Annotated in this window: 17 protein-coding genes and 1 pseudogene; 8 read left to right on the top strand and 10 right to left on the bottom strand. The window is 54.8% G+C overall.

Features of this window, described 5'->3' with window-relative positions:
• Positions 1 to 32: 32 nt before the first annotated feature.
• The 4 genes from ycaO to pflA all read left to right on the top strand — a co-directional run bounded on the left by ycaO (position 33) and on the right by pflA (position 6,333).
• On the top strand, positions 33 to 1,793 hold the full coding sequence (ycaO, locus tag EXW94_RS17700) for a 30S ribosomal protein S12 methylthiotransferase accessory factor YcaO (RefSeq protein ID WP_148399728.1): 1,761 nt from the start codon (positions 33 to 35) through the stop codon (positions 1,791 to 1,793).
• Positions 1,794 to 2,197: 404 nt separating this feature from the next.
• The gene (gene focA, locus EXW94_RS17695; RefSeq protein ID WP_126543592.1) at positions 2,198 to 3,055 is read left to right on the top strand and encodes a formate transporter FocA; all 858 of its coding nucleotides are present in this window, start codon (positions 2,198 to 2,200) and stop codon (positions 3,053 to 3,055) included.
• A gap of 51 nt (positions 3,056 to 3,106) precedes the next feature.
• Positions 3,107 to 5,389 carry a formate C-acetyltransferase gene (pflB, locus tag EXW94_RS17690; RefSeq protein ID WP_089597765.1) on the top strand — a complete coding sequence of 761 codons (2,283 nt, stop codon included), beginning with the start codon at positions 3,107 to 3,109 and terminating at the stop codon, positions 5,387 to 5,389.
• 203 nt (positions 5,390 to 5,592) lie between these two features.
• Positions 5,593 to 6,333, top strand: a complete 741-nt coding sequence (gene pflA, locus EXW94_RS17685) for a pyruvate formate lyase 1-activating protein (RefSeq protein ID WP_010429226.1) — start codon at positions 5,593 to 5,595, stop codon at positions 6,331 to 6,333.
• A 37-nt stretch (positions 6,334 to 6,370) separates the two neighbouring features.
• Here pflA and EXW94_RS17680 read toward each other — a convergent pair whose 3' ends face one another.
• The 10 genes and pseudogenes from EXW94_RS17680 to lrp all read right to left on the bottom strand — a co-directional run bounded on the left by EXW94_RS17680 (position 6,371) and on the right by lrp (position 20,367).
• Entirely contained in the window at positions 6,371 to 6,892 is a 522-nt protein-coding gene (locus EXW94_RS17680) for an anti-virulence regulator CigR family protein (protein WP_120158466.1), read from the bottom strand.
• A 123-nt stretch (positions 6,893 to 7,015) separates the two neighbouring features.
• Complete coding sequence (locus EXW94_RS17675; protein WP_148399730.1) at positions 7,016 to 8,164, bottom strand: MFS transporter; 1,149 nt, start codon at positions 8,162 to 8,164, stop codon at positions 7,016 to 7,018.
• 274 nt (positions 8,165 to 8,438) lie between these two features.
• Positions 8,439 to 9,303: pseudogene (locus EXW94_RS17670) on the bottom strand (dimethyl sulfoxide reductase anchor subunit family protein).
• A 1-nt stretch (position 9,304) separates the two neighbouring features.
• Positions 9,305 to 9,922, bottom strand: a complete 618-nt coding sequence (gene dmsB / locus EXW94_RS17665) for a dimethylsulfoxide reductase iron-sulfur subunit DmsB (protein WP_089597769.1) — start codon at positions 9,920 to 9,922, stop codon at positions 9,305 to 9,307.
• A 10-nt stretch (positions 9,923 to 9,932) separates the two neighbouring features.
• Positions 9,933 to 12,377, bottom strand: coding sequence for a dimethylsulfoxide reductase subunit A (gene dmsA, locus EXW94_RS17660; protein ID WP_108416002.1), 2,445 nt, complete (start codon positions 12,375 to 12,377; stop codon positions 9,933 to 9,935).
• 212 nt (positions 12,378 to 12,589) lie between these two features.
• Positions 12,590 to 13,882, bottom strand: a complete 1,293-nt coding sequence (gene serS, locus EXW94_RS17655) for a serine--tRNA ligase (RefSeq protein ID WP_010429208.1) — start codon at positions 13,880 to 13,882, stop codon at positions 12,590 to 12,592.
• 91 nt (positions 13,883 to 13,973) lie between these two features.
• The gene (rarA, locus tag EXW94_RS17650; protein ID WP_126815664.1) at positions 13,974 to 15,317 is read right to left on the bottom strand and encodes a replication-associated recombination protein RarA; all 1,344 of its coding nucleotides are present in this window, start codon (positions 15,315 to 15,317) and stop codon (positions 13,974 to 13,976) included.
• Between the two features lie 9 nt (positions 15,318 to 15,326).
• Positions 15,327 to 15,941, bottom strand: coding sequence for an outer membrane lipoprotein chaperone LolA (gene lolA / locus EXW94_RS17645; protein WP_010429202.1), 615 nt, complete (start codon positions 15,939 to 15,941; stop codon positions 15,327 to 15,329).
• A gap of 128 nt (positions 15,942 to 16,069) precedes the next feature.
• Positions 16,070 to 19,735 (bottom strand): DNA translocase FtsK 4TM domain-containing protein, encoded by a 3,666-nt coding sequence (locus tag EXW94_RS17640; RefSeq protein ID WP_174340654.1) that lies wholly within the window; start codon positions 19,733 to 19,735, stop codon positions 16,070 to 16,072.
• Positions 19,736 to 19,872: 137 nt separating this feature from the next.
• The gene (lrp, locus tag EXW94_RS17635) at positions 19,873 to 20,367 is read right to left on the bottom strand and encodes a leucine-responsive transcriptional regulator Lrp (RefSeq protein ID WP_002439523.1); all 495 of its coding nucleotides are present in this window, start codon (positions 20,365 to 20,367) and stop codon (positions 19,873 to 19,875) included.
• Positions 20,368 to 21,036: 669 nt separating this feature from the next.
• On the opposite strand from lrp, the gene trxB reads away from it, so the two are divergent.
• The 4 genes from trxB to aat all read left to right on the top strand — a co-directional run bounded on the left by trxB (position 21,037) and on the right by aat (position 26,358).
• Positions 21,037 to 22,005 (top strand): thioredoxin-disulfide reductase, encoded by a 969-nt coding sequence (trxB, locus tag EXW94_RS17630; protein ID WP_010429185.1) that lies wholly within the window; start codon positions 21,037 to 21,039, stop codon positions 22,003 to 22,005.
• Positions 22,006 to 22,119: 114 nt separating this feature from the next.
• Positions 22,120 to 23,886 carry a cysteine/glutathione ABC transporter permease/ATP-binding protein CydD gene (gene cydD, locus EXW94_RS17625; protein ID WP_148399736.1) on the top strand — a complete coding sequence of 589 codons (1,767 nt, stop codon included), beginning with the start codon at positions 22,120 to 22,122 and terminating at the stop codon, positions 23,884 to 23,886.
• Positions 23,886 to 25,607 carry a cysteine/glutathione ABC transporter ATP-binding protein/permease CydC gene (gene cydC, locus EXW94_RS17620; RefSeq protein ID WP_174340653.1) on the top strand — a complete coding sequence of 574 codons (1,722 nt, stop codon included), beginning with the start codon at positions 23,886 to 23,888 and terminating at the stop codon, positions 25,605 to 25,607. The genes cydD and cydC overlap by 1 nt, the downstream gene beginning before the upstream one ends.
• Before the next feature lie 46 nt (positions 25,608 to 25,653).
• A complete protein-coding gene (gene aat / locus EXW94_RS17615) occupies positions 25,654 to 26,358 on the top strand; it encodes a leucyl/phenylalanyl-tRNA--protein transferase (RefSeq protein ID WP_174340652.1) in 705 nt (234 codons plus the stop codon).
• Positions 26,359 to 26,621 lie beyond the last annotated feature (263 nt).

Raw genomic sequence — 26,621 nt, 5'->3', positions numbered from 1 at the left:
TGCGCGCTTTACGTACGATAAAAGTGAACGCCATGACTCAAACGTTTATCCCCGGCAAAGACGCCGCTCTGGAAGATTCCATCGCTCGCTTCCAGCAGAAACTGACCGACCTGGGTTTTAACATCGAAGAAGCCTCCTGGCTCAATCCGGTGCCGCATGTCTGGTCCGTGCATATTCGCGATAAAGACTGTGCCCTGTGCTTTACCAACGGTAAAGGCGCGACAAAAAAAGCGGCACTGGCCTCTGCGCTGGGTGAGTATTTTGAGCGTCTGTCCACTAACTATTTCTTCGCTGACTTCTGGCTGGGCGAAACCATCGCTAACGGCCCGTTCGTTCACTATCCGAACGAAAAATGGTTCCCGCTGACCGAAGACGACGAACTGCCGGAAGGCATTCTCGACGCGCGCCTGCGTGCGTTCTACGATCCAGACAGCGAACTGACTGCCAGCATGCTGATCGATCTGCAGTCCGGTAACGAGGATCGCGGTATCTGCGCCCTGCCGTTTACTCGCCAGTCTGACGAAAAGACCGTTTACATCCCGATGAACATTGTCGGCAACCTGTATGTATCCAACGGTATGTCCGCGGGTAACACCCGCAATGAAGCGCGCGTGCAGGGTCTTTCTGAAGTCTTCGAACGTCACATCAAAAACCGCATTATTGCCGAATCCATCAGCCTGCCAGAAATTCCGGCAGACGTGCTGGCGCGCTATCCGGGCGTGGTGGAATCCATCGCTAAGCTGGAAGCAGAAGGTTTCCCAATCTTTGCCTATGACGGCTCGCTGGGCGGCAAATATCCCGTTATCTGCGTCGTGCTGTTTAACCCGACCAACGGCACCTGTTTTGCCTCCTTCGGCGCGCACCCGGACTTCGGCGTGGCGCTGGAGCGTACCGTCACCGAGCTGCTGCAGGGCCGTAGCCTGAAAGATCTCGACGTGTTCACCCCGCCAACCTTTGACGATGAAGAAGTGGCCGAGCACACCAACCTCGAAACCCACTTCATCGACTCCAGCGGTTTGATCTCCTGGGACATGTTTAAGCAGGATGCAGACTATCCGTTCGTGGACTGGAGTTTTGCCGGTACCACGGAAGAAGAGTTCGCCACGCTGATGGCAATCTTCAAAGCGGAAGACCAGGACGTCTATATTGCTGACTACGAACACCTTGGCGTCTACGCGTGCCGCATTATCGTTCCTGGCATGTCCGACATCTACCCGGCTGAAGATCTGTGGCTGGCGAATAACAGCATGGGCGCACACCTGCGCGAAACGCTGCTGGCCCTGCCGGGCAGCGAGTGGGAGAAAGAAGATTATCTGAACCTGATCGCCCAACTGGACGAAGAAGGCCACGATGACTTCACCCGCGTGCGTGAACTGCTGGGTCTGGCGACCGGTAAAGACAACGGCTGGTACACCCTGCGTATTGGTGAGCTGAAAGCGATGCTGGCTCTTGCGGGTGGCGATCTGGACCAGGCCCTGGCCTGGACCGAGTGGACCATGGAATTCAACCAGTCCGTCTTCTCAGCCGAGCGCACCAACTACTACCGCTGTCTTCAGACGCTGTTGCTGCTCGCTCAGGAAGAGGACCGTGAACCTCTGCAGTACTTGAATGCCTTTGTCCGTATGTACGGTGCAGATGCCGTCGAAGCGGCCAGCGCGGCGCTGAGCGGCGAAGAGCCGTTCTATGGCCTGCAGGCTGTTGATAGCGATCTGAAAGCCTTCCCGGCGCATCAGTCGCTGCTGAAAGCGTATGAAAAATTACAGAAGGCAAAAACCGCTTACTGGTCAAAATAAGCGCACATAACATTACCAGATGTAGGCGTATCCAATCGTCTGGGCTATATTACGGGGCAATTTCATTGCCCCTTTTTTTTTTTTTCGGTAATGACGTTTGATTGTAATAATTAAGTTAATTACGGGTAAATATAATAATACTTACCTGGGCTGGGCTGTTACTTTTTGTGGTAAATACTCCATTTTAATTAACTGTTTTACGGGAGGCCTAACGAAAAAATTCAACTCTTTTCATAACTTTTAAAATTTATTTTTATACGGATAATCAAATACTTACTCCGCATTCACTGTAAATCCATACACATTGCGGGCCTATAAGCCAGGCGAGATATGATCTATATCAATTTCTCTTCTATAATGCTTTGTTAGTATCTCGTCGCCGACTTAATAAAGAGAGAGTTAGTGTGAAAGCTGACAACCCTTTTGATCTTTTACTCCCAGCTGCAATGGCCAAAGTTGCCGAAGAAGCGGGTGTCTATAAAGCAACGAAACACCCGATGAAGACGTTCTATCTGGCGATCACGGCCGGTGTGTTCATCTCAATCGCTTTCGTCTTCTACATCACTGCCACCACCGGTACTGCCGGGATGCCTTTCGGCATGGCCAAACTGATTGGCGGCATTTGCTTCTCACTGGGTCTGATTCTTTGCGTCATCTGCGGCGCCGACCTTTTCACCTCTACGGTGCTGATTGTTGTGGCGAAAGCCAGCGGAAGAATTACCTGGGGTCAACTGGCACGCAACTGGCTAAACGTCTATGTTGGTAACCTGATTGGCTGTCTGCTCTTTGTTCTGTTGATGTGGCTCTCTGGCGAGTATATGACCGCCAACGGTGGCTGGGGGCTTAACGTCCTGCAAACCGCTGACCACAAAATGCACCATACATTTATCGAAGCTGTTGCTCTCGGCATCCTCGCAAACCTGATGGTCTGCCTGGCCGTCTGGATGAGCTACTCGGGTCGTAGCCTGATGGACAAAGCCATGATTATGGTTCTGCCGGTTGCGATGTTTGTTGCCAGCGGCTTCGAGCACAGTATTGCGAATATGTTTATGATCCCAATGGGGATTGTTATCCGCAACTTTGCGAGCCCGGAGTTCTGGACCGCAGTTGGTTCAAATCCGGAAAGTTTCTCTCACCTGACTATCATGAACTTCATTACTGATAACCTGATCCCTGTCACTATCGGGAACATTATCGGTGGGGGTCTGTTAGTTGGGTTGACATACTGGGTCATTTACCTGCGTGGCGACGACCATCATTAATGGTTGTCTCAGGCAGTAAATAAAAAATCCACTTAAGAAGGTAGGTGTTACATGTCCGAGCTTAATGAAAAGTTAGCCACAGCCTGGGAAGGTTTTGCGAAAGGTGACTGGCAGAATGAAGTAAACGTACGTGACTTCATTCAGAAAAACTATACCCCGTATGAAGGTGACGAATCCTTCCTGGCTGGCGCAACTGACGCGACCACCAAGCTGTGGGACAGCGTAATGGAAGGCGTTAAACTGGAAAACCGCACTCACGCGCCAGTTGATTTTGACACCTCCGTTGCTTCCACCATCACTTCTCACGATGCTGGTTACATCAACAAAGCCCTTGAGAAAATCGTTGGTCTGCAGACTGAAGCACCACTGAAACGCGCAATCATCCCGTTCGGTGGCATCAAAATGGTTGAAGGTTCCTGCAAAGCGTATAACCGCGAGCTGGACCCAATGCTGAAAAAAATCTTCACCGAATACCGCAAAACCCACAACCAGGGTGTATTCGATGTTTACACCAAAGACATTCTGAACTGCCGTAAATCTGGCGTTCTGACCGGTCTGCCAGATGCGTATGGCCGTGGCCGTATCATCGGTGACTACCGTCGCGTTGCGCTGTACGGTATCGACTTCCTGCTGAAAGACAAATATGCGCAGTTCGTTTCCCTGCAGTCTGACCTGGAAAACGGCGTAAACCTGGAAGCGACTATCCGTCTGCGTGAAGAAATCGCTGAACAGCACCGCGCACTGGGTCAGATCAAAGAGATGGCTGCTAAATATGGCTGCGATATCTCTGGTCCTGCTACCAACGCTCAGGAAGCTATCCAGTGGACCTACTTCGGCTACCTGGCCGCGGTTAAGTCTCAGAACGGTGCAGCAATGTCCTTCGGTCGCGTATCCACCTTCCTGGATGCGTACATCGAACGTGATATCAAAGCAGGCAAAATCACCGAGCAAGACGCTCAGGAAATGATTGACCACCTGGTCATGAAACTGCGTATGGTTCGCTTCCTGCGTACCCCTGAATACGATGAGCTGTTCTCTGGTGACCCAATCTGGGCAACAGAATCAATCGGTGGTATGGGCGTTGACGGCCGTACTCTGGTAACCAAAAACAGCTTCCGCTTCCTGAATACCCTGTACACCATGGGTCCTTCTCCGGAGCCGAACATCACCGTTCTGTGGTCAGAAAAACTGCCTCTGAACTTCAAGAAATTCGCCGCTAAAGTGTCTATCGATACCTCTTCTCTGCAGTACGAGAACGATGACCTGATGCGTCCGGACTTCAACAACGACGATTACGCTATCGCTTGCTGCGTAAGCCCAATGGTTGTTGGTAAACAAATGCAGTTCTTCGGTGCGCGTGCAAACCTGGCGAAAACCATGCTGTACGCAATCAACGGCGGCGTTGATGAAAAACTGAAAATGCAGGTTGGTCCTAAGTCTGAGCCGATCAAAGGCGACGTTCTGAACTTCGACGAAGTGATGGATCGTATGGATCACTTCATGGACTGGCTGGCTAAACAGTACGTCACTGCGCTGAACGTTATCCACTACATGCACGACAAGTACAGCTACGAAGCCTCTCTGATGGCGCTGCACGACCGTGACGTGGTTCGCACCATGGCATGTGGTATCGCGGGTCTGTCCGTTGCCGCTGACTCCCTGTCTGCAATCAAATATGCGAAAGTTAAACCAATTCGTGACGAAGACGGCCTGGCTGTAGACTTCGAAATCGAAGGTGAATACCCGCAGTTTGGTAACAACGACTCTCGCGTTGATGACATGGCGGTTGACCTGGTAGAACGTTTCATGAAGAAAATTCAGAAACTGACGACTTACCGTAACGCTATCCCGACTCAGTCTGTTCTGACCATCACCTCGAACGTTGTGTATGGTAAGAAAACCGGTAACACCCCAGACGGTCGTCGTGCTGGCGCGCCATTCGGCCCAGGTGCTAACCCAATGCACGGTCGTGACCAGAAAGGTGCAGTTGCCTCTCTGACCTCCGTTGCTAAACTGCCGTTTGCTTACGCGAAAGATGGTATCTCTTATACCTTCTCTATCGTGCCAAACGCGCTGGGTAAAGACGACGAAGTGCGTAAAACTAACCTCGCGGGTCTGATGGATGGTTACTTCCACCACGAAGCGTCCATCGAAGGTGGTCAGCACCTGAACGTGAACGTAATGAACCGTGAAATGCTGCTCGACGCGATGGAACACCCTGAGAAATATCCTCAGCTGACCATCCGCGTATCTGGCTACGCAGTACGTTTTAACTCCCTGACTAAAGAACAGCAGCAGGACGTTATCACCCGTACTTTCACTCAGTCCATCTAACTGGAATTGACTGAAATCACGCGTTAAAAAGCGTACAATAAAGGCTCCACGTCAGTGGGGCCTTTTTAGCACCCTCTCCATCTCAGTCTCTTTTGTCCGCTATCTATACTTAATGGATAACAGCCAAAACAGACTTAACACAGCCGGTTTTGAGCTGTGCATACACAGGCCCCGGACGGGCCGATGCTGGAGATATCACCGCAATGTCAATTATTGGTCGCATTCACTCCTTTGAATCCTGTGGCACCGTCGATGGCCCGGGCATCCGCTTTATCACCTTTTTCCAGGGCTGCCTGATGCGCTGCCTGTACTGCCATAACCGTGACACCTGGGATACGCATGGCGGGAAAGAAGTAACCGTTGAAGATCTGATGAAAGAGGTGGTGACCTACCGCCACTTTATGAACGCGTCCGGCGGCGGTGTCACCGCGTCCGGCGGCGAGGCCATCCTGCAGGCTGAATTTGTCCGCGACTGGTTCCGTGCCTGCCGCAAGGAAGGCATCCATACCTGTCTCGACACCAATGGCTTTGTACGCCGCTACGATCCGGTTATTGATGAACTGCTCGAAGTGACCGATCTGGTCATGCTCGATCTCAAACAGATGAATGATGAGATCCACCAGAACCTGGTTGGCGTCTCCAACCACCGCACGCTGGAATTTGCCAAATACATTGCCGACAAAGGCATTAAAACCTGGATCCGCTATGTGGTCGTGCCGGGCTGGTCAGATGATGATGATTCCGCGCACCGTCTGGGCGAATTTACCCGTGATATGGGCAACGTGGAGAAAATTGAGCTTCTGCCCTATCACGAACTCGGTAAACACAAATGGGTGGCGATGGGTGAAGAATATAAGCTTGATGGCGTGAAGCCGCCGAAAAAAGAGACGATGGAACGCGTCAAAGGTATTCTTGAACAGTACGGCCACAAGGTGATGTATTAAAGAAAAGGCCCGGTGAAAACCGGGCCTTTTCTTTATTCTATTTGAAGACGCCGTTAATAACGGAGGTCACAATCGCGGTACTCAATGCGATTAAGACCAGGTCATCCCCCACCACCCGCCATTCATAGCCCGGATAAGAAGGAAGTTGGCCCAGCATAGACGCTGGCACGGTTTTCTTCGCAATGCCCGGAGGCAGCGGTTTACCGCGCGCCAGGTTTTTTGCGATCCCCGGAGGCAGAGAATCATAGCCCGTTAAGCCGTAATTCAGTGCCAGATGGCGGGCATGATCGAAGCTCACACGAACGTCGACATCATTACTGACATCTTTGCTGTTTTTGAAGCTCTTATCCGATTTTCCCGGATTGTCCTTACCGTTGTTTTGCTTATTACCATGGTCACCAGAATTCCCGTTGCCATGATTGCCGCTATTACCTTGTCCGCCACCGTTTCCGTGACCACCGCCATTCCCATTTCCAGGATTAGCCATGACCGGAGCGGTTGCAAACGTTAAAGACAACACTACGGCAAGCGCAGTAGTGGAAAAACGACGTATAGACATGATGGCTGCCTTATTGTGGTAGGACTCCTGTGAATTATCGCCTGGTGAGATAAACACACAATAAGTAAAACTCTTAGTTGTGATGGGGACAAAAAAGCCTGTCATCGACAGGCTTTTATTTAATCAGGCATGTGCCACTGGCGTTGGGTGCTCGCCCGCTTTGCGCAGCAGCATTAAGAGATAAATAAACGATACGCTGGCGATCATGATAAACAGCAGGTTATCGGAATAATTCTGCATCAGCATCGCGGTAAACGTCGGCCCTAATAAACTGCCGATGGTATAGCTCAGTAACAGCGCCTGGTTCATCGCCACCAGCTGGTGATGTTCAACTTTCTCACAGGCCCAGGCCATCGCAACAGGATAGAGCGTAAAGCCCGCAGCCCCGAGAATAAACAGGGCCGGTGCCATGGCGGCATTGCTGAGCATCGCAAGGCATCCCATGATCACCACGAAAACCTGAACGCGCAGCACCAGCAGGCGACCAAAGCGGTCAGCCAAACGACCGACAGGCCACTGCCCTACAATCCCGGCGCTGACCATCACCGCCATCCAGAACCCTATTCCGGAATCGCTCATGCCCTGATGATTCAGGTAGAGCGGCATCAGGCCATAGAGCGAACCCAGCACAATCCCGGAAATAATACAGCCGTTAATCCCCAGGCGCGCATGGCGCAGCCTCAGCATCGGCCAGATGTGGGTCGCTTCCTGATGCTCGCTGTTCTGGTTCACAATGCGCGTAAACAGCAGCGGCAGGATTGCGGCCAGCACCATGCCCGTTACCCACGGCAGAACGCTCATCAGGTCGGTTGGCAGCTTGCTAACCATCAGTTGACCCAGCACGGTGCCGACGTAGTAAACCATCATATAGGCGGCCAGCAGGCGTCCGCGGTTACGTGATGTGCCGCTGCACATCAGCGCACTTTCAACCACCACCCAAATCATCGCGCAGCCTACGCCAGCGATAAAGCGCCATGCCATCCAGCTCCAGAAACCAACCATCAGTCCCAGCCCGGCACATCCGGCGGCAAAAATCAGCGAAGCCAGATAATAGCTGCGATTAAAGCCAAAACGCTTAATCAGGCTACCGGTTAATAATGTGCCCAGCAGGTTCCCGGTAAAAAAGGACGAGCTGACCATACCCACCTGCCAGGTCGGTAAGTTTTCATGGGCGAGCCACAGCGGGACGAGCGTATTTAACACTGCGATCGCCAGGGTCAACAGAAGCAGGCCACAGAGCAACAGAAGCACTGGCCGGGTATAGGTGGTCATGGATTAAAAACCGTGAGGAAGTTCAGATTTCGTGCGCATCATGCCACTGGCAAAAACAAAGTCAATCCACTGATTTAAGCGCCACGCACAATATGATCCCTGTCGATTTAAAAAACTTATCCTGCTAATGCCACGCCTGCTATAGATATTAATTATGTCTCTGTTTTTATTTATTAATGCCCGAAATTAAAACAAAACGACAGTCGAAAAATTTCATGATTGAAAAAAGAAAAGCCGGGCGCTCGGGCCCGGCTTGATAGAACTAAATACAACGCTAACTGGCGATAGCCATACCAACGGTCATATGCAACCCGTAGAACACACCGCGGCCAATCATTTCACCCGCCAATACCAGCACAAAGGCCAGTGACAGCAGCGGCAGTGCGGGCTGATAACCTTTAAGCTGAGGGGCGATCCAGAATACCAGCGCCGCGACCAGCAGAACGATGCGCCAGGCCATCAGAGAACCGTAATCCGGGACCAGGGCAGATGCCAGCTGAATCGAACTGTGAATCGTTGCCAGCTCCGCCCCTTGCATCAGAGCAACCACAGCGCTCACCACCAGCGCCAGCAGCGATACGGCAGGCAGCAAACGCATTGCCCAGCCATCCACACCCGCCACGCGCAGCAGCAGGTAGCCCAGCAGCGGCCCCGCCAATAAACATCGTCAGGAAGAAGCTCATCGGCGTCCAGACGCTGTACCAGGTTGGGACAGTATCAATGGTGTTATAGACACGCACCATCATCCACACGAACACCACGCCCAGCACCATCGTCACAATCAGCCACAGGCTGCGCAGCGCCGCAGGCAATTTATTCAGCGCGGCCAGCAGCCAGCCCAGTCCGCCAACAGCAAAGAAAATCGCCCCACTGGCAATCTCGTTACTGAGGGACGATGCGCCCACGCGGTTCAGAGAGTTGAACGCGCGCATTGGTGAACCGAGGTGCAGCGTAGAAGCAATAAAGCCAAGCCCCATCAGTACCCAAAGGCCAAACATGCTCAGCACCAGACGCTGCTGCTGTTCAGCGTTGAGATTACCCTTCAACAGCGCCAGCGCGAGCACAATAAAGCCACCCGCAACACACTGCCCAAAGACCGTGAAGATCATCAGCGGCCATTCATGCCATCCACTTCCCATCTCACACCTCCTTCGGGTTTGCCAGATAGCCGGTGGTATCACCTGTAGGACGGCTGTTGGCGTTAGGTTTAATGACAATACTCGGCTTGGTGAAGTGCGCGGACGGCAGCGGCGCAACGGCAGCAAGCTGGCCATGTTTTTTACGCAGCTCTTCAATTGGGCCAAAGTCCAGCGCGCGCAGCGGGCAGGATTCCACGCAGATCGGTTTTTTACCGTCGGCCACGCGGGAGTGGCAGCCGTCGCACTTGGTCATATGACCTTTGGCTTCGTTGTACTGCGGCGCACCGTACGGACACGCCATATGGCAATAGCGGCAGCCGATGCAGACATCTTCGTCCACCACCACAAAGCCGTCTTCACGCTTGTGCATCGCACCGCTCGGACAGACTTTGGTACAAGCCGGATCTTCGCAGTGGTTGCACGCAATTGACAGGTAGTAGGCAAAGACGTTCTGATGCCAGACGCCGTTATCTTCCTGCCAGTCGCCACCGGCGTATTCGTAAATACGGCGGAAGCTCACATCCGGCGTCAGGTCTTTGTAATCTTTGCAGGCCAGCTCGCAGGTTTTACACCCTGTGCAGCGGCTGGAATCAATAAAAAATCCATACTGGGTTGTCATCGGTTACTCCTTACACCTTTTCAACCTGAACAAGGTTCGTGTGGGACGGGTTGCCCTTCGCCAGTGGCGACGGCCGCTGTGTGGTCAGTACGTTAATACTGCCCGCCTGGTCAATGCGGTTTGCATCCGGGTTATACCAGGCCCCTTCCCCCAGCGCGACAACGCCAGGCATCATGCGCGGAGTGACTTTGGCTTCGATATGTACCTCACCACGACCATTGAAAATGCGTACGCGGTCACCATTGTTGATTCCACGCGCTTTGGCATCCATCGGGTTGATCCACATCTCCTGGCGGCACGCGGCTTTCAGTACGTCGACGTTGCCGTAGGTTGAGTGGACGCGGGCCTTGTAATGGAAACCGGTCAGCTGCAGCGGGAATTTCGCGGTAAGCGGATCGTTGTAGTTTTCGAAACCCGGCGTGTAGATTGGCAGTGGATCGATAACATCCCCTTCCGGCAGCTCCCAGGTGGAGGCAATTTTTGCCAGCTCTTCGGAGTAAATTTCGATTTTGCCCGACGGTGTGGTCAGCGGGTTAGCCTGCGGGTCTTCGCGGAAGGCTTTGTACGCGACGTGATGCCCTTCCGGGTCACGCTGTTTGTACATCCCCTGCTTGCGGAAGGTATCGAAGTCCGGGAGGTCCGGAATCGCTTTACGGGAAAGTTCGTGCAGATGGCGCATCCACCCTTCCTGCGTCCTCCCCTCGGTAAACTGCTGCTCTACGCCAAGACGCTTCGCCAGCTCAGAGGTCATCTCATAGATGGTTTTGCACTCGAAGCGCGGTTTAATCGCCTGGTCGGTAAAGATCACGTAGGACATGTTGCCGCAGGAGGCATCCAGGGCGAAATCCATCTGCTCTGACGCGGTACAGTCCGGCAGCAGGATATCGGCATATTTCGCCGACGATGTCATGTGGCAGTCAATCACCACAATCATTTCGCACTTCTTGTCATCCTGCAAGATTTCATGGGTACGGTTGATTTCGGAGTGCTGGTTGATAAGACAGTTGCCGGCATAGTTCCAGATCATCTTGATCGGCACATCCAGTTTGTCTTTGCCGCGCACGCCGTCGCGCAGGGCGGTCATTTCCGGGCCACGTTCAATCGCATCCGTCCACATAAACATGGAGATGCTGGTCTGCACGGGGTTGTCCAGCGTCGGCATACGTTCAAACGGGACTTCATACGAGCCTTCGCGTGCGCCGGTGTTACCGCCGTGAATGCCGACATTGCCGGTCAGAATGGAGAGCATGGAGATCGCGCGGGTCGCAATTTCACCGTTTGCATGACGCTGCGGTCCCCAACCCTGGCTGATGTAGGCTGGTTTAGCTGAACCAATCTCACGCGCCAGCTGAACAATACGCTCCACCGGGATCCCGGTGATGGTGGACGCCCACTCTGGCGTTTTCGCTACGCCGTCGCTGCCCTGTCCGAGAATATAGGCCTTGTAGTGACCGTTAGCAGGCGCGCTGGCTGGCAGGGTTTTCTCGTCATAGCCGACGCAGTATTTATCGAGGAAAGACTGATCGACGAGGTTTTCAGTGATCATCACCCACGCCAGCGCTGAAACCAGCGCCGCATCGGTACCCGGACGGATTGGGATCCACTCGTCTTCACGTCCGGCACCGGTGTCGGTGTAGCGCGGATCGATGATGATCATGCGGGCATTGGATTTAGCACGGGCCTGTTCGAGATAGTAGGTCACCCCGCCGCCGCTCATGCGTGTTTCGCCCGGGTTGTTACCGAACAGGACGACCAGCTTGCTGTTTTCGATATCAGACGGGCTGTTGCCGTCGGCCCAGCCGCCGTAAGTGTAGTTCAGGCCAGCCGCAATCTGCGCGGAAGAGTAGTCGCCGTAGTGATTGAGATAACCACCGCAGCAGTTCATCAGGCGTGCTACCAGCGTTTTTCCCGGCGGCCAGGAGCGAGTCAGCGTGCCGCCGAGCGTCCCGGTGCCGTAGTTCAGGTAGATGGACTCGTTGCCATACTCCTTGATCAGACGCTGCATGTTGGTCGCGATAATATCGTAGGCTTCGTCCCAGCTAATGCGCTCGAACTTCCCTTCCCCACGCTTACCGACACGCTTCATCGGGTATTTAAGACGATCCGGGTTATAGACGCGGCGACGCATGGAGCGCCCGCGCAGGCAGGCGCGAACCTGATGTAACCCTTCATAGTTATCGTCCCCGGTGTTGTCGGTTTCGACATATTTAATTTCACCATCCACCACATGCATGCGCAGTGGACAACGGCTACCGCAGTTAACGGTACAGGCACTCCACACCACTTTTTCCGGGGCTGAGGCTGGGGATAATGCATCCGCCGCCGATGCTAGTCGGGTAAAAGGGAGCGTGAAGGCGCTGCTGGCTACAGCCAGGCCGCCAATTGCCGTGGTTTTCATCAACCCACGGCGAGTGACCTCGGCAGCCATTAACGCTTCAGGCGCTTTGATTTTCATAAAGACTCACTTTGGTTGCTCACAAAGAAAAGAGAGGCGGCACAAACCGCTATATAGTTTTATATAGAACGAATTTCTTCGTTATCAGCTTTTTATGCTGACTTTCATTCGGAGGAGTATTACTACTTTAGAGGGAGAGATTATTGAGTCGTATCAATTAGCAGGCATAAAAAAAGCGCCCTGAGGCGCTTTCTTGTTTTAAGACATATTATTTAGCCGATGAACTGCTGGCCCTTCATGTAGGGACGTAGCACTTCCGGGATCTCAATACGTCCGTCTGCCTGCTGATAGTTTTCCAGCACGGCAACCAGCGTACGACCCACAGCCAGACCAGAACCGTTCAGGGTGTGCACCAGACGGGTTTTCTTGTCGGACTTGCTGCGGCAGCGAGCCTGCATGCGGCGCGCCTGGAAATCCCAGACGTTAGAGCAAGAGGAGATTTCACGGTAGGTGTTCTGCGCAGGTACCCAAACTTCCAGGTCGAAGGTTTTGCAGGCACCAAAGCCCATGTCGCCGGTGCACAGCGCCATACGGCGGTACGGTAGACCCAGCAGCTCCAGCACTTTCTCAGCGTGGCCGGTCATCTCTTCCAGCGCGTCCATAGACTCTTCCGGACGGACGATCTGCACCATCTCAACTTTGTCGAACTGGTGCATACGGATCAGACCGCGCGTATCGCGACCGTAAGATCCTGCTTCAGAACGGAAGCACGGAGAGTGTGCAGTCAGTTTGATTGGCAGGTCGTCTTCGTCGATGATCTCATCACGCACGAGGTTAGTCAGCGGCACTTCCGCGGTTGGGATCAGCGCATAGTTGCTGCTGTCTGCTTCCTCGTCCAGCGGACGGGTGTGGAACAGATCGCCGGCAAATTTCGGCAGCTGACCCGTACCGTACAGCGTATCGTGGTTAACCAGATACGGTACGTAGGTTTCGCTGTAACCGTGCTGCTCGGTGTGCAGATCAAGCATGAACTGTGCCAGCGCGCGGTGCAGATGGGCAATCTGACCTTTCATGACCACGAAGCGAGAGCCAGTCAGCTTAACCGCCGCAGCAAAGTCCAGGCCCGCGTGCATTTCGCCCAGGGTCACGTGATCGCGAACCTCGAAGTCGAACTCGCGAGGCGTGCCCCAGCGTTTCACTTCAACGTTGTCGTTTTCATCTTTGCCGACAGGCACGCTGTCGTCAGGAATGTTCGGGATAGCCAGGGCGATATCACGAATTTCGGTCTGAAGAACGTCCAGTTCAGCTTTCGCCTGATCCAGCTCTTCACCCAGTTTGTTCACTTCCAGGCGTAATGGCTCAATATCTTCCCCGCGCGCTTTCGCCTGGCCGATGGATTTCGATCGAGAATTACGCTCTGCCTGCAGATTTTCAGTTTGTACCTGCAGAACTTTACGACGCTCTTCAAGAGCGCGCAGCTTATCTACATCCAGCTTAAAGCCCCGGCGTGCCAGTTTTTCAGCGACTGCGTCTGGCTCATTACGCAGCAGATTGGGATCGAGCATGCTTATCCTGTGCTTATCGAATTAAAATAGGAAAAGTGACCACAGCCTGCGGTCACAGGGATACAACGCCAACATTACCGCAACGATAGCGCTAACGGTAGCGTTTTATAGGGCTATTTTGATCCTGTCCGGCAAGCCAGGCGAGCTTTTCGCCAATCTTACCCTCAAGACCTCTGTTTGTGGGGTGATAATAGCGGGTTTGTGCCATCTCCTGCGGGAAATAGTTCTCTCCGGCGGCGTAGGCATTGGGTTCGTCGTGGGCGTACCGATACTCCTGCCCGTACCCCATCTCTTTCATCAACTTTGTTGGTGCGTTACGCAGATGAACCGGCACATCATAGTCCGGACGCTCACGTGCATCAGACATTGCTGCTTTGAAGGCGGTATAAACCGCATTACTTTTCGGCGCGCAGGCCAGATAGACAATCGCCTGCGCAATCGCACGCTCGCCTTCAGCAGGCCCGACGCGGGTGAAACAATCCCAGGCGGAGATAGCCACCTGCATGGCGCGCGGGTCGGCATTACCGACGTCTTCTGATGCAATCGCCAGACAGCGACGTGCGACATACAGCGGATCGCCGCCCGCTGTGATAATGCGCGCATACCAGTAAAGCGCCGCATCCGGCGCACTACCGCGCACAGACTTATGCAGCGCCGAGATCAGGTCGTAAAAACGATCGCCTTTATTATCAAAACGCGCGCTGCGCTCACCGGCTATTTCAGTAAGCAATTCAGGCTTCAGCACCCGCTTGCCGGAATCATCCATTTCGGCCATATCGGCCATCATTTCCAGCGTGTTCAATGCCCGACGCGCATCACCGTTAACCAGCTGAGCAATCGCGAGGCGCGTCTCATCCGGTAGAACGATGTCTTGTCCGCCGTAACCCCGCGCTTTGTCATCCATCGCCTGGGTGAGCACCTTTTCGATATCGTCTGTAGTCAGCGATTTGAGCAGGTAAACGCGCGCACGGGAAAGAAGTGCTGAGTTAAGTTCAAAGGATGGGTTTTCCGTGGTGGCACCGATGAAGAAGATCGTGCCGTCTTCAATATGCGGCAGGAAGGCATCCTGCTGGCTCTTGTTGAAGCGATGAACTTCGTCCACGAAGAGGATGGTGCGCCGCCCGGCATTGCGGTTCTGCCGCGCACGCTCGATCGCTTCGCGGATCTCCTTCACGCCGGAGGTCACGGCAGAAATCCGCTCAACGTCCGCGTTTGCATATCGGGCGATCACTTCAGCGAGGGTCGTTTTACCGGTGCCTGGTGGCCCCCAGAGGATCATCGAGTGCAGATGCCCGGCCTCAATGGCGCGTGGCAACGGTTTCCCGGCAGCCAGCAGATGCTGCTGGCCGATGTACTGCGCTAAATTTTCTGGCCGCATACGAGCGGCCAGAGGTTGAAACGCATTATCTGAAAAATCGAGCGACAGATTGCCCACTCATGCCTCTTACTTATTGCGTTGGTCATCCACCGTTACGCCCTGCGGCGGGGTAAAGGTGAATTTCGATGCATCAACAGCGCCGTTTTGCTGCGTTTTCAGCTGGTAGCTGCTGCGCTGGTCATCTTGCTCAACCGCACCGAACTGATTGATCGTGCCGTTGCTGCTCACGTTAATGGTGAACTGCTTCAGGTTGCCGTTGCTGCCTTTCGGCGTCAGGACAAACTCATCACCGTTTTGTTTGATGTTGTACTGCTGCCAGTCGCTGGACTGGTTGCGGGCAATCAGCATAAACGGCGTATTGCTGGTCGCATCTTTCAGCCAGGTCGCCGTGGCTTGTTCAACAAACGGGTTGAAGAACCACAGGGTTTTACCGTCAGACACCAGGATACTCTCATCCGGCTGGGTCATGTGCCAGTTGAAGAGATTTGGGCGTTTTACCCACAAATCTCCCTGACCTTCCTGCACCGCGTTGCCGCTGCCGTCAGTTACTTTTTGCGTGAAGCTGGCGTGGAAGCTGCTTACTTTATCCAGTCGGCTTTTAAGGTCGCTGGCTGCATCAGCCCAGACGCTGCTGGCGACAAAACTGGTGAGTAATGCACAGGCGATGGCGATTTTTTTCATTGTTATTCCTTAAAATACGTCTTCCCGATATGGGGTTTTCGTCTTCTATTCTGGCCCTGCCCGAAGGCAGGCGACAGAAGAAAATGCTTAATTTTGGCTGATTTACCCTTCTTTGCAATCGCTGAAGGTTAATCAAACGGCGGCGGAGCCAGCACCTCGCGGTTACCGTTATGCCCCTGCTCGCTCACAATCCCCTGCGCTTCCATCTGCTCGATGATACGCGCCGCGCGGTTGTAGCCGATGCGGAACTGACGCTGCACGCCAGAGATGGACGCTTTGCGTTTTTCGGTCACGAAGTTAACCGCCTGATCGAACAACGGATCCAGCTCTTCGCCGCCGTCGAAGCCGCCGCCGCCGCCTTCGCTCTCGCTGTCAGAGGTGATCCCGTCCACGTATTGTGGACGACCGCGCGCTTTCCAGTCCTGCACGACAGCGTGAACTTCCTCATCGCGGACAAACGCACCGTGGACACGCACCGGCGAGGTGGAGTTCGGACCGGAATAGAGCATATCCCCCATACCCAGCAGCGACTCAGCGCCGCCCTGGTCAAGAATGGTACGGGAGTCAATTTTACTTGATACGGTAAACGCAATACGCGTCGGAATGTTCGCTTTGATAAGCCCAGTAATAACGTCCACGGAAGGACGCTGCGTCGCCAGCACAAGGTGAATACCCGCCGCACGCGCTTTCTGCGCCAGACGAGCAATCAGCTCTTCCACTTTCTTACCGACGGTCATCATCAGGTCGGCGAATTCATCGACCAGCACGACGATATAAGGCAGTTTTTCCAGCACCGGATGCTGGGCATCCATGCTGTCACCCGGCTTCCAGTAAGGATCCGGAATAGGACGTCCCATGCGCATCGCCTGGGCGATTTTCTCGTTATAGCCGGCCAGGTTACGCACGCCCAGCGCAGACATCAGCTTGTAGCGGCGTTCCATCTCATTGACGCTCCAGCGCAGCGCGTTGGCGGCGTCTTTCATGTCCGTCACCACTTCCGTGAGCAGATGCGGAATACCTTCGTAGACCGACAGTTCGAGCATTTTCGGGTCGATCATGATGAAACGCACATCTTCCGGCTGCGCTTTGTATAGCATGCTGAGGATCATGGCGTTAACGCCAACTGACTTACCGGAACCGGTGGTACCGGCAACCAGCAGGTGAGGCATTTTCGCGAGATCTGCCACTACCGGATCGCCTGCGATATCTTTACCCAGCACCACGGTCAGCGGGGACGGGTTATCGCGGAACTTGGTGTTATCCAGCACTTCTCGCAGGTAAACGGTCTGACGTTTCTTGTTCGGCAGCTCAAGGCCAACGTACGGCTTGCCTGGGATCACTTCCACCACACGTACCGCAACGGTCGACAGGGAACGCGCCAGGTCTCGTGACAGGTTAGAAATACGCGCTGCTTTTACGCCTGGTGCCAGATTCAGTTCGAATCGCGTGATCACCGGACCCGGCGAGTAGTTCACCACATCCGCCTTGATACGGAAATCAGCCAGACGGGCTTCGACCAGACGCGCCATTTGTTCGAGCGCAAAGGTATCAACCGGCTCCACTTCTGACGGTGGCGGCGTTAACAGATCCAGCGACGGCAGCGGTGTGCTTGGGCGCTGCAGCGGACGGCTATCGCCGTTACGCATCAGCAGCGGGTGAATAAGGCTTTCCTGCGGCTGAGGCGCAGGCTGCTGTAACTGCGGCGGCTGTGGTGGCTGCTGCGGTTGCGCATACGGCTGCTGAGCAGGTTGTTGCGGCTGCGCGTAGGCCTGAGGCGCAGGCTGCTGGCGCACGGGTTCAGCGTCCGGCATTACGCTCGGCGTAAACAATGGTTCGCTTGGGCCATCATCCACCAGATCTTTCATCGGTGAGAATTCAAAATCCGTCAGCGAGAACGGGTTCGCGCCCGAAGGCTGTTCACCAGAATAACGCTGCTGCTGCGTAGCGGCGAACTGGCGGGCTAATTCCGCTTCTGCCGCATCGTCTTCATCTTCCTGGATTTGCTCGTCGTGCTGATATTCTTCACCGTAACGCTGATTCTGCTGCGCGGCGAACTGACGCGCCAGCTCATCCTGATGAAGTTCATCGGCGTCGTCTTCATAGTCCGATTCACGCGCTTTTTCCTCAGCCATACGCTGGGAAGGCAGCTTGATACCGTAGGAAGCCAGCTCGCGGCGCGTGGGCACACGTACGCGATTAGGACGAGGCAATTGCGGGCCAATGCCCTCTTTCACCTGAGGACGAGGCGCGCCGCCGGTCGCCAGGCTAAAGACTGGTGCCGCAGCGGCGGCAGCGACAGAGGCTTGCTTCACGCTCTCTGCCACAGGCGTTGGATCGACTGGCGGTACGGAAACGGAAGGCGCTTTTGCGACAGGCTCTTGCACCGGCTCCGGCACAGGTTGATACCAGGCTGCCAGCTGCTCGCGCTCACGGGCGCGGCGCTCTTCCACTTCTTCAAAGTAGTACAGTGGTGGACGAGATGGTTTCGCCTCCTCCGCCACGTCAGGCTCAGGTTGTGCGTATGGCTGCGCAGGTTCAACCGGTTCCGGTACATACGGCTGTGCGACCGGCTGCTCATATTCCGGGTACCCCTGTGGTTCATACACGGGCTCCGGCTGATAAGGCTGCTGCCATTGTGCCTGCTGCACAGGAACATAGCTTTCTGGTTCAGGCGCAATAACAGGTTCCGGGGTGTGGACACCCGGCGCAGTCTGCCAGTCAACCTGAGGTTGCTGGATAACCGACTCCGGTGCAGGAACGGGCGCGGATGGCATTACGGCTTCCGATGGCGCAGCAAAAGCCTGCGCTGCCGTGGTTGCGGCAGCAGCGGCTGCGACCGGTTCTGTCACTGAATGACCATTCAGCAGCGGATCGTATTCGTCAAAATCGCCCGGCATCGCACGGTTGCCGGAGAACAGAACATCATCAGGATCGACGGCGGCACCCGCCGCACGGTACTCAACCTGCTCGTCTTCATCCATGCGTTTGCCGGAGAAGAGCGCCGCATCTGTTTTACGCCCAAGCGGATTGGCAAATTTTTCAGCGACGCGCTGACGACGCGCGAGCGCGCCACGAAGAATACGGGCCCGACGAGATTCACGACGCTGTACCGGCGCCTCGTCTTCCTCTTCGTACTCATCTTCATATTCGTCTTCATCGACCCACGTATCGTCACGACGGGTACGGTTACTGGCAAAAGTGAGGATAGTGAGAATAAAGCTGCCGATCTTCTCGGCGATGCTCACCCATGACCAGCCAGTAAACAGGGTCAACCCTGCGGCCCAGATGCAAAGCAGCGTCAGGGTACCTCCGCTGCTGTGAAGCATCGGCTGCAGGGCGGAACTCAGCAGGCTGCCGATGACGCCACCGGAGGCGAAGTACCAGATATCGTCGGCGTTTATCGCCGCCAGCCCGCACGATGTGAGGATCAATGCCAGCGCGCCAATCAGGCGCAGCGATACCGCGAAGTAATCGATGTAGTCGTCATTCTGGCGATGACGCCAGGCAAACCAGCATCCGCCAATGATAATGACGGGAATGGTATAGGCCATCACACCGAAAATGAAAAAGAGCGTGTCCGCAAGCCAGGCACCCGGTACACCGCCTAAATTATGGATAGGCTCATGCCATGCGGTTTGCGACCAGCTGGGATCGGAGGGGTTGAAACTGAGTAAGGCTGCCATCAGCCAGACGGCGAAAAGGGCAATAACCAACAGCAAAGCCTCGAGGAGACGACGTCCGCTGCTTAGCTTCGATAGTGTGACTTCTTTGTCTTCAGTGTATTCCTGGCTCAAGAAAGGCTCTCCAGGTATCAGGCATATCCTGCCTGTTTGCTAAAACGGACAACAGCGCCGGGGGACTCCCCGGCACTGTTGCTGTATGGATTAACAGGAGTGTAATCAAACTACGCTGATTTTGCACCTGTTCCGTGTTAGCGCGTCTTAATGACCAGACGATTGCTCTGTTTAACCTCTTCCATCACCACATACGTACGGGTGTCGTTCACGCCCGGCAGACGCAGCAAGGTTTCACCCAGCAGCTTACGATAGGCGGACATATCAGGCACGCGGGTTTTCAACAGGTAGTCGAAATCACCGGAAACCAGATGACACTCTTGAATTTCTTCAAGTTTTTGTACAGCGGAGTTGAATTGTTCAAACACATCCGGCGCACCACGATTCAGAGTAATCTCAACAAATACCAGAAGTGAGGCATCCAGATAATGCGGGTTAAGCAGAGCCGTATAGCCCTGAATAAAACCCTGTCTTTCCAGTCGGCGCACACGCTCAAGGCACGGCGTCGGGGAAAGTCCCACACGTTTTGAAAGCTCGACGTTGGAAATACGCCCATCCTTTTGCAATTCATTAAGAATGTTACGATCGATACGGTCGAGATCTTTGCCAGGGCGCTTCTTGCTATCTACCATTATTATTGTCTCTCTGTATTCCTTCCCTACTCCTGCCTGGACCCTGTGCACATCACTGTTCAGAGCCTGTACCCGTTAGTCATCACATCGCCTGGTTATGTATTATATCCGTCATACTTCAAGTTGCCTGTGCGTTGGCTTTCCTCGCTCACCCCAGTCACGTACTGATGTACGCTCCCGGGGATTCGCTGCGTCGCCGCCTTCATGCAACTCGAATTATTAGGCTATAGACGCGATGCGGATTCGGGTTCTGTTGGTAAGAAGACCGTTGCCCGAAGGCAGTCACCGACATCACGTATGGCGTCTGTCCACGCCATGCGTAGATTTCACTGACACGGTAAAAATGGCATTTACGTGCATGCCTATGCGGCACACGGTTAACGCGGTTTTTTTTTCTTCCTTGAATGTTTTCGCAAAAGCGCAGGTGATTGTCAAAGCAAAACATCGATTTTTAGTACAACATGCCGGATATTCATTACGGCAGGGTATTAATCGTCATTTTATTGCCTTATAAACGACCGGATTTCAGGCGAAATAGTGATGTTATAGCGCCTCATTCATCGTCCGTGGCTATTACACAGATTGATATCAAAATTCCTGCGCTCTTTTTTTACGACAACAAATTCCCTACAATCCAGCCAAATGTCTGCCAACAACAATGGGGATCTCATGGGCACGGCCAAACACAGTAAGCTGCTAATCCTTGGTTCTGGACCTGCGGGATATACCGCAGCGGTCTATGCTGCACGCGCTAACCTGCACCCGGTACTCATCACCGGCATGGAAAAAGGCGGTCAGCTGACCACCACCACCGAAGTGGAAAACTGGCCAGGGGACCCGAACGACCTGACCGGGCCGCTGCTGATGGAACGTATGCACGAGCATGCCGCTAAATTCGAAACTGAAATTCTGTTCGACCACATCAATAAGGTCGATCTGCAGAACCGTCCGTTCCGCCTGACCGGCGACAGCGGCGAATACACCTGTGACGCGCTGATCATCGCCACCGGCGCCTCTGCCCGTTACCTTGGTCTGCCGTCTGAAGAAGCGTTCAAGGGCCGCGGCGTATCTGCCTGCGCGACCTGCGACGGTTTCTTCTATCGCAATCAGAAAGTCGCCGTGATCGGCGGCGGTAACACCGCAGTGGAAGAAGCGCTCTACCTGGCAAACATCGCCTCTGAAGTGCACCTGATCCACCGTCGCGACACCTTCCGCGCGGAGAAGATCCTGATCAAACGCCTGATGGATAAAGTGGCAAGCGGCAACATCGTGCTTCACACCCACCGTACCCTGGAAGAGGTCACGGGCGACCAGATGGGCGTTGCCGGTCTGCGTCTGCGCGATACCCAGAACACCGATAACATCGAGTCGCTGGAAGTGGCGGGCCTGTTTGTGGCGATCGGTCACAGCCCGAACACCGCGATCTTCGACGGTCAGCTGGAGCTGGAAAACGGCTACATCAAAGTGCAGTCCGGCATTCACGGTAACGCGACCCAGACCAGCATCCCGGGCGTGTTCGCGGCTGGCGACGTGATGGACCATATTTATCGTCAGGCGATTACCTCTGCAGGCACCGGCTGTATGGCCGCGCTGGATGCTGAACGCTACCTCGACGGACTGGCTGAACAAGGTAAATAATCTTTACAAGTCAGTAACAAACGTAAATAAAGGCGGCCACAGGTCGCCTTTATTTTTCCCCACGTGTAACATGCAGTGGTCTAATTTCTTATAACGTCACCTGCAAAGTACGCAATGGAAAAAACCCGTCAACAAGAGTTAACACGCTGGCTTAAACAGCAAAGCGTTCTTTCCCGCCGCTGGCTCATGATTTCCCGTCTTCTGGGACTCGTCAGTGGTTTGTTGATTGTTGCCCAGGCATGGCTGCTGGCCCGCATTCTTAATCATATGATCATGGAGAACATTCCGCGTGAAGCGCTCCTGTTGCCCTTTATTGTCCTGATTCTGGTTTTTATCCTTCGTGCGTGGGTCGTCTGGCTGCGTGAACGCGTTGGTTTTCATGCCGGACAGCATATCCGCTACGAGATCCGCCGTAAGGTCCTGGATCGTCTTCAGGAGGCCGGGCCGGCCTGGATCCAGGGTAAACCAGCAGGAAGCTGGGCGACGCTGATCCTTGAACAGATCGACGATATGCACGACTACTACGCCCGCTACCTGCCGCAGATGGCGCTGGCCGTTTGCGTCCCGCTGCTGATTCTGATTGCGATTTTCCCGACCAACTGGGTAGCGGCGCTGATCCTGCTGGGTACCGCCCCGCTTATCCCGCTGTTTATGGCGATGGTCGGGATGGGTGCGGCGGATGCTAACCGTCGTAACTTCCTCGCGCTGGGCCGCCTGAGCGGTCATTTCCTTGACCGGCTGCGCGGAATGGAAACCCTGCGTATTTTTGGCCGGGGTGAAGCGGAAACGGAAAATATTCGCCTGGCGTCTCAGGATTTCCGTCAGCGCACCATGGAGGTGCTGCGTCTCGCATTCCTCTCCTCTGGCGTGCTTGAATTCTTCACTTCGCTGTCGATTGCCCTTGTGGCGGTCTACTTCGGGTTTTCTTACCTCGGCGCGCTGGATTTCGGCCACTACGGCACAGCCGTAACGCTTTCAGCGGGTTTCCTGGCATTGATCCTGGCTCCGGAGTTTTTCCAGCCGCTGCGCGATCTTGGCACCTTTTACCATGCCAAAGCACAGGCGGTTGGCGCGGCCGACAGCCTGAAAACCTTCCTTGAAACACCGCTGGCGCATCCCGAGCGTGGTGACATCGTTCTGAACGCCAAAGAGCCCGTGACGATTGAGGCGAAGGATTTTTCTGTTCTGTCACCTGAAGGCAAAGTGCTGGCAGGTCCGCTCAACTTTACCCTGCCTGCCGGGCAGCGCGTGGTGCTGGTCGGAACCAGTGGCTCAGGGAAAAGCTCGCTGTTAAATGCACTCTCCGGCTTTATGGCTTACACCGGTTCGCTGTGCATTAATAAAACTGAGTTGTGCGATTTGGAGCCTGATGCCTGGCGCAAACAGCTGAGCTGGGTAGGACAAAACCCGCAGCTTCCGGCTTCCACGCTACGCGAAAACGTGCTTCTGGCTCGCCCGGACGCGCGGGAAGACGAGCTGCAATCGGTCCTCGATCGCGCCTGGGTTAGCGAGTTTCTGCCGCTGCTCCCGCAGGGCGTGGATACGGTCGTTGGCGACCAGTCTGCCGGGCTGTCCGTAGGGCAAGCGCAGCGTGTGGCTGTTGCCCGCGCGTTGTTGAATCCTTGCCAACTGATGTTGCTGGATGAGCCTGCCGCCAGCCTGGACGCGCACAGCGAACAACGCGTGATGGAAGCGCTTAATGCCGCATCACAGCAGCAAACCACGCTGATGGTCACCCACCAGCTTGAAGGCATCGCCGACTGGGACCAGATTTGGGTGATGGAAAACGGTCAACTCGTTGAGCAAGGCGATTATGCCTCACTCGTTGCCGCGCAGGGGCCTTTTGCGGCCCTTCTCGCGAATCGCCAGGAGGACATCTGATGCGTGCCCTGCTCCCTTATCTTGCCCTGTATAAGCGCCACAAATGGATGCTGACGCTGGGGATCGTGCTGGCAATTATTACCCTGCTCGCCAGCATCGGCCTGCTCACCCTTTCTGGCTGGTTCCTGTCTGCCTCTGCCGTTGCAGGTTTCGCCGGGCTCTACAGCTTTAACTACATGCTCCCGGCAGCAGGGGTACGTGGCACCGCCATTACCCGTACCGCCGGGCGTTACTTCGAGCGTCTGGTCAGCCATGACGCCACATTCCGCGTGCTCCAGCACCTGCGCATTTACACGTTCAGCAAGCTGCTCCCGCTCTCCCCTGCCGGGCTGGCGCGTTTTCGTCAGGGTGAATTGCTCAACCGCGTGGTTGCAGATGTCGATACGCTTGATCACCTCTATCTGCGCGTGATTTCACCGATAGTCGGCGCGTTTGTGGTGATTGTTGTCGTCACGCTGGGTCTGTGTGTTCTGGACGTCCCTATCGCGCTGACGCTCGGCGGCATTATGCTGCTGACGTTGATTATCCTGCCGCCGCTGTTCTATCGCGCCGGTAAATCCACCGGCGAAAGCCTGACGCGCCTGCGTGGAGAATATCGTCAGCAGCTGACCTCCTGGCTGCAGGGACAGGCTGAACTGACCATTTTCGGTGCCAGCAAGCGTTACCGCGCGCGTATGGAAAGTACGGAGTTGAACTGGCATGAAGCTCAGCGTCGACAGTCTGAACTCACGGCCTTCTCCCAGGCGCTGATGATGCTCATCGGTGGCGTGGCTGTTATCGCGATGCTGTGGATGGCCTCCGGCGGCGTGGGTGGAAATCTGCAGCCAGGCCCGTTAATTGCGCTCTTTGTCTTCTGTGCTCTGGCAGCCTTCGAAGCGCTGGCACCAGTGACGGGAGCCTTCCAGCATCTCGGGCAGGTTATCGCCTCTGCCCTGCGCATCACGGAAATTGCGGAGCAGGAACCTGAGGTGAAATTCACGGCTGGACAGAGTGCGGTTCCTGCGCAGGTTGCGCTGACGCTGAATAACGTCACCTTCGCCTATAACACACAGACGCAGAATGCGCTTGAAGATATCAATCTCTCCGTTAACCCGGGCCAGCGCATTGCAATCCTTGGGCGGACCGGATGCGGTAAGTCAACGCTTCTGCAGCTGTTGACGCGCGCCTGGGATCCGCAGCACGGTCAGATTCTCTTTAACGAAGTGCCGCTGGTTGATTTCAGCGAGCAGATCTTACGCAAGACCGTCAGCGTTGTCCCACAGCGCGTGCATCTGTTTAGCGCCACGCTGCGAGACAACCTGCTGCTGGCAGCGCCGGACGCATCTGACGATGCACTTCGTACCACGCTAGAACAGGTCGGGCTTCATAAGCTGCTTGAGGACGAAGGTCTGAATAGCTGGCTGGGTGAAGGCGGTCGTCAACTCTCCGGTGGCGAACTGCGTCGTCTGGCGATCGCCCGTGCGCTGCTGCACGATGCGCCGCTGATGCTGCTCGACGAGCCCACCGAAGGGCTGGACGCCACCACCGAAAGCCAAATCCTTGATTTACTGGCGAATGTTATGGCCGGTAAAACGGTGCTGATGGTGACGCATCGCCTGCGCGGACTGGCGAGTTTCGATCGGATAATTGTGATGGACAACGGACACATTATTGAGCAAGGTAGTCACGCAGAACTGTTGGCAAAACAGGGTCGCTACTACCAGTTTAAACAACGTCTGTAGACTATATTTGTACCGATCCTCACTCGCGTATTGGAGTTCTGCTGTCATGCGCCTGGTCCAGCTGTCTCGTCATAATATTGCGTTCCCTTCACCGGAGGGGGCGCTACGTGAACCTAACGGGTTGCTGGCACTGGGCGGCGATCTCAGCCCTGCTCGTCTGTTGATGGCTTATCAGCGCGGGATTTTTCCGTGGTTTTCTCCAGGCGACCCGATTTTATGGTGGTCACCCGATCCACGAGCCGTATTGTGGCCAGCGCAGTTTCACATTAGCCGCAGCATGAAGCGCTTTCACGCGAAGTCGCCGTATCGCGTAACCCTGAATCACGCTTTTGGTCAGGTCATTGAAGGCTGTGCTGAAGATCGGCACGAAGGTACATGGATCACTCGCGATATCATCACCGCCTATCACCAATTGCATGAGCTGGGTTACGCGCATTCTATTGAAGTATGGGATGGCGGTGACCTGGTGGGCGGCATGTACGGCGTGGCTCAGGGAACGCTGTTTTGTGGGGAGTCGATGTTCTCGCGTGCGGTTAATGCCTCAAAAACGGCACTGCTGGTGTTCAGCGAGGAATTTGCCCAGCGTGGCGGACGACTGATGGATTGCCAGGTGCTTAACGAGCACACCGCCTCGCTTGGCGCTGTCGAAATCTCCCGTCGCCACTACATTGAACATCTTGATAATTGTCGTCTGGAGAAGCTCCCGCGCGACTTCTGGGTACCGCGTACACTCTTTCTGCCCAATGCCTAAATGTTTTCCGCATATTTTTTATGAGGGTGTTATAATTATGCCGCAGAGTAGCTTCTGCCTGTTGCCCCGCCGCCGTTTGGGACCCTCGCTTCAGATAACGTCCTGACGTTTATCCTGTCGTTTCCCCTTTACGAATGCGCTTTCCGTTCGGTTGTACCGTGACGCTTGGGCAATGCGCTGAAACTGTTTTGCTGCGTTTTAAACGCGCAATTCTTTACTTAATTGATGAATTTCGGCATTATCTTGCCGGTTCAAAACTTGGT

Source organism: Enterobacter sp. JMULE2 (assembly GCF_013337145.1).
GTDB classification, from domain to species: Bacteria; Pseudomonadota; Gammaproteobacteria; order Enterobacterales; family Enterobacteriaceae; genus Enterobacter; species Enterobacter mori.
This window is presented reverse-complemented; position numbering and strand designations above follow the sequence as displayed.

Coding starts and splice junctions, on each gene's coding strand:
- ycaO (WP_148399728.1), top strand. CDS start 33: ATGACTCAAACGTTTATCCCCGGCAAAGACGCCGCTCTGGAAGATTCC.
- pflB (WP_089597765.1), top strand. CDS start 3,107: ATGTCCGAGCTTAATGAAAAGTTAGCCACAGCCTGGGAAGGTTTTGCG.
- pflA (WP_010429226.1), top strand. CDS start 5,593: ATGTCAATTATTGGTCGCATTCACTCCTTTGAATCCTGTGGCACCGTC.
- EXW94_RS17680 (WP_120158466.1), bottom strand. CDS start 6,892: ATGTCTATACGTCGTTTTTCCACTACTGCGCTTGCCGTAGTGTTGTCT.
- EXW94_RS17675 (WP_148399730.1), bottom strand. CDS start 8,164: ATGACCACCTATACCCGGCCAGTGCTTCTGTTGCTCTGTGGCCTGCTT.
- dmsB (WP_089597769.1), bottom strand. CDS start 9,922: ATGACAACCCAGTATGGATTTTTTATTGATTCCAGCCGCTGCACAGGG.
- dmsA (WP_108416002.1), bottom strand. CDS start 12,377: ATGAAAATCAAAGCGCCTGAAGCGTTAATGGCTGCCGAGGTCACTCGC.
- serS (WP_010429208.1), bottom strand. CDS start 13,882: ATGCTCGATCCCAATCTGCTGCGTAATGAGCCAGACGCAGTCGCTGAA.
- lolA (WP_010429202.1), bottom strand. CDS start 15,941: ATGAAAAAAATCGCCATCGCCTGTGCATTACTCACCAGTTTTGTCGCC.
- lrp (WP_002439523.1), bottom strand. CDS start 20,367: ATGGTAGATAGCAAGAAGCGCCCTGGCAAAGATCTCGACCGTATCGAT.
- trxB (WP_010429185.1), top strand. CDS start 21,037: ATGGGCACGGCCAAACACAGTAAGCTGCTAATCCTTGGTTCTGGACCT.
- cydD (WP_148399736.1), top strand. CDS start 22,120: ATGGAAAAAACCCGTCAACAAGAGTTAACACGCTGGCTTAAACAGCAA.
- cydC (WP_174340653.1), top strand. CDS start 23,886: ATGCGTGCCCTGCTCCCTTATCTTGCCCTGTATAAGCGCCACAAATGG.
- aat (WP_174340652.1), top strand. CDS start 25,654: ATGCGCCTGGTCCAGCTGTCTCGTCATAATATTGCGTTCCCTTCACCG.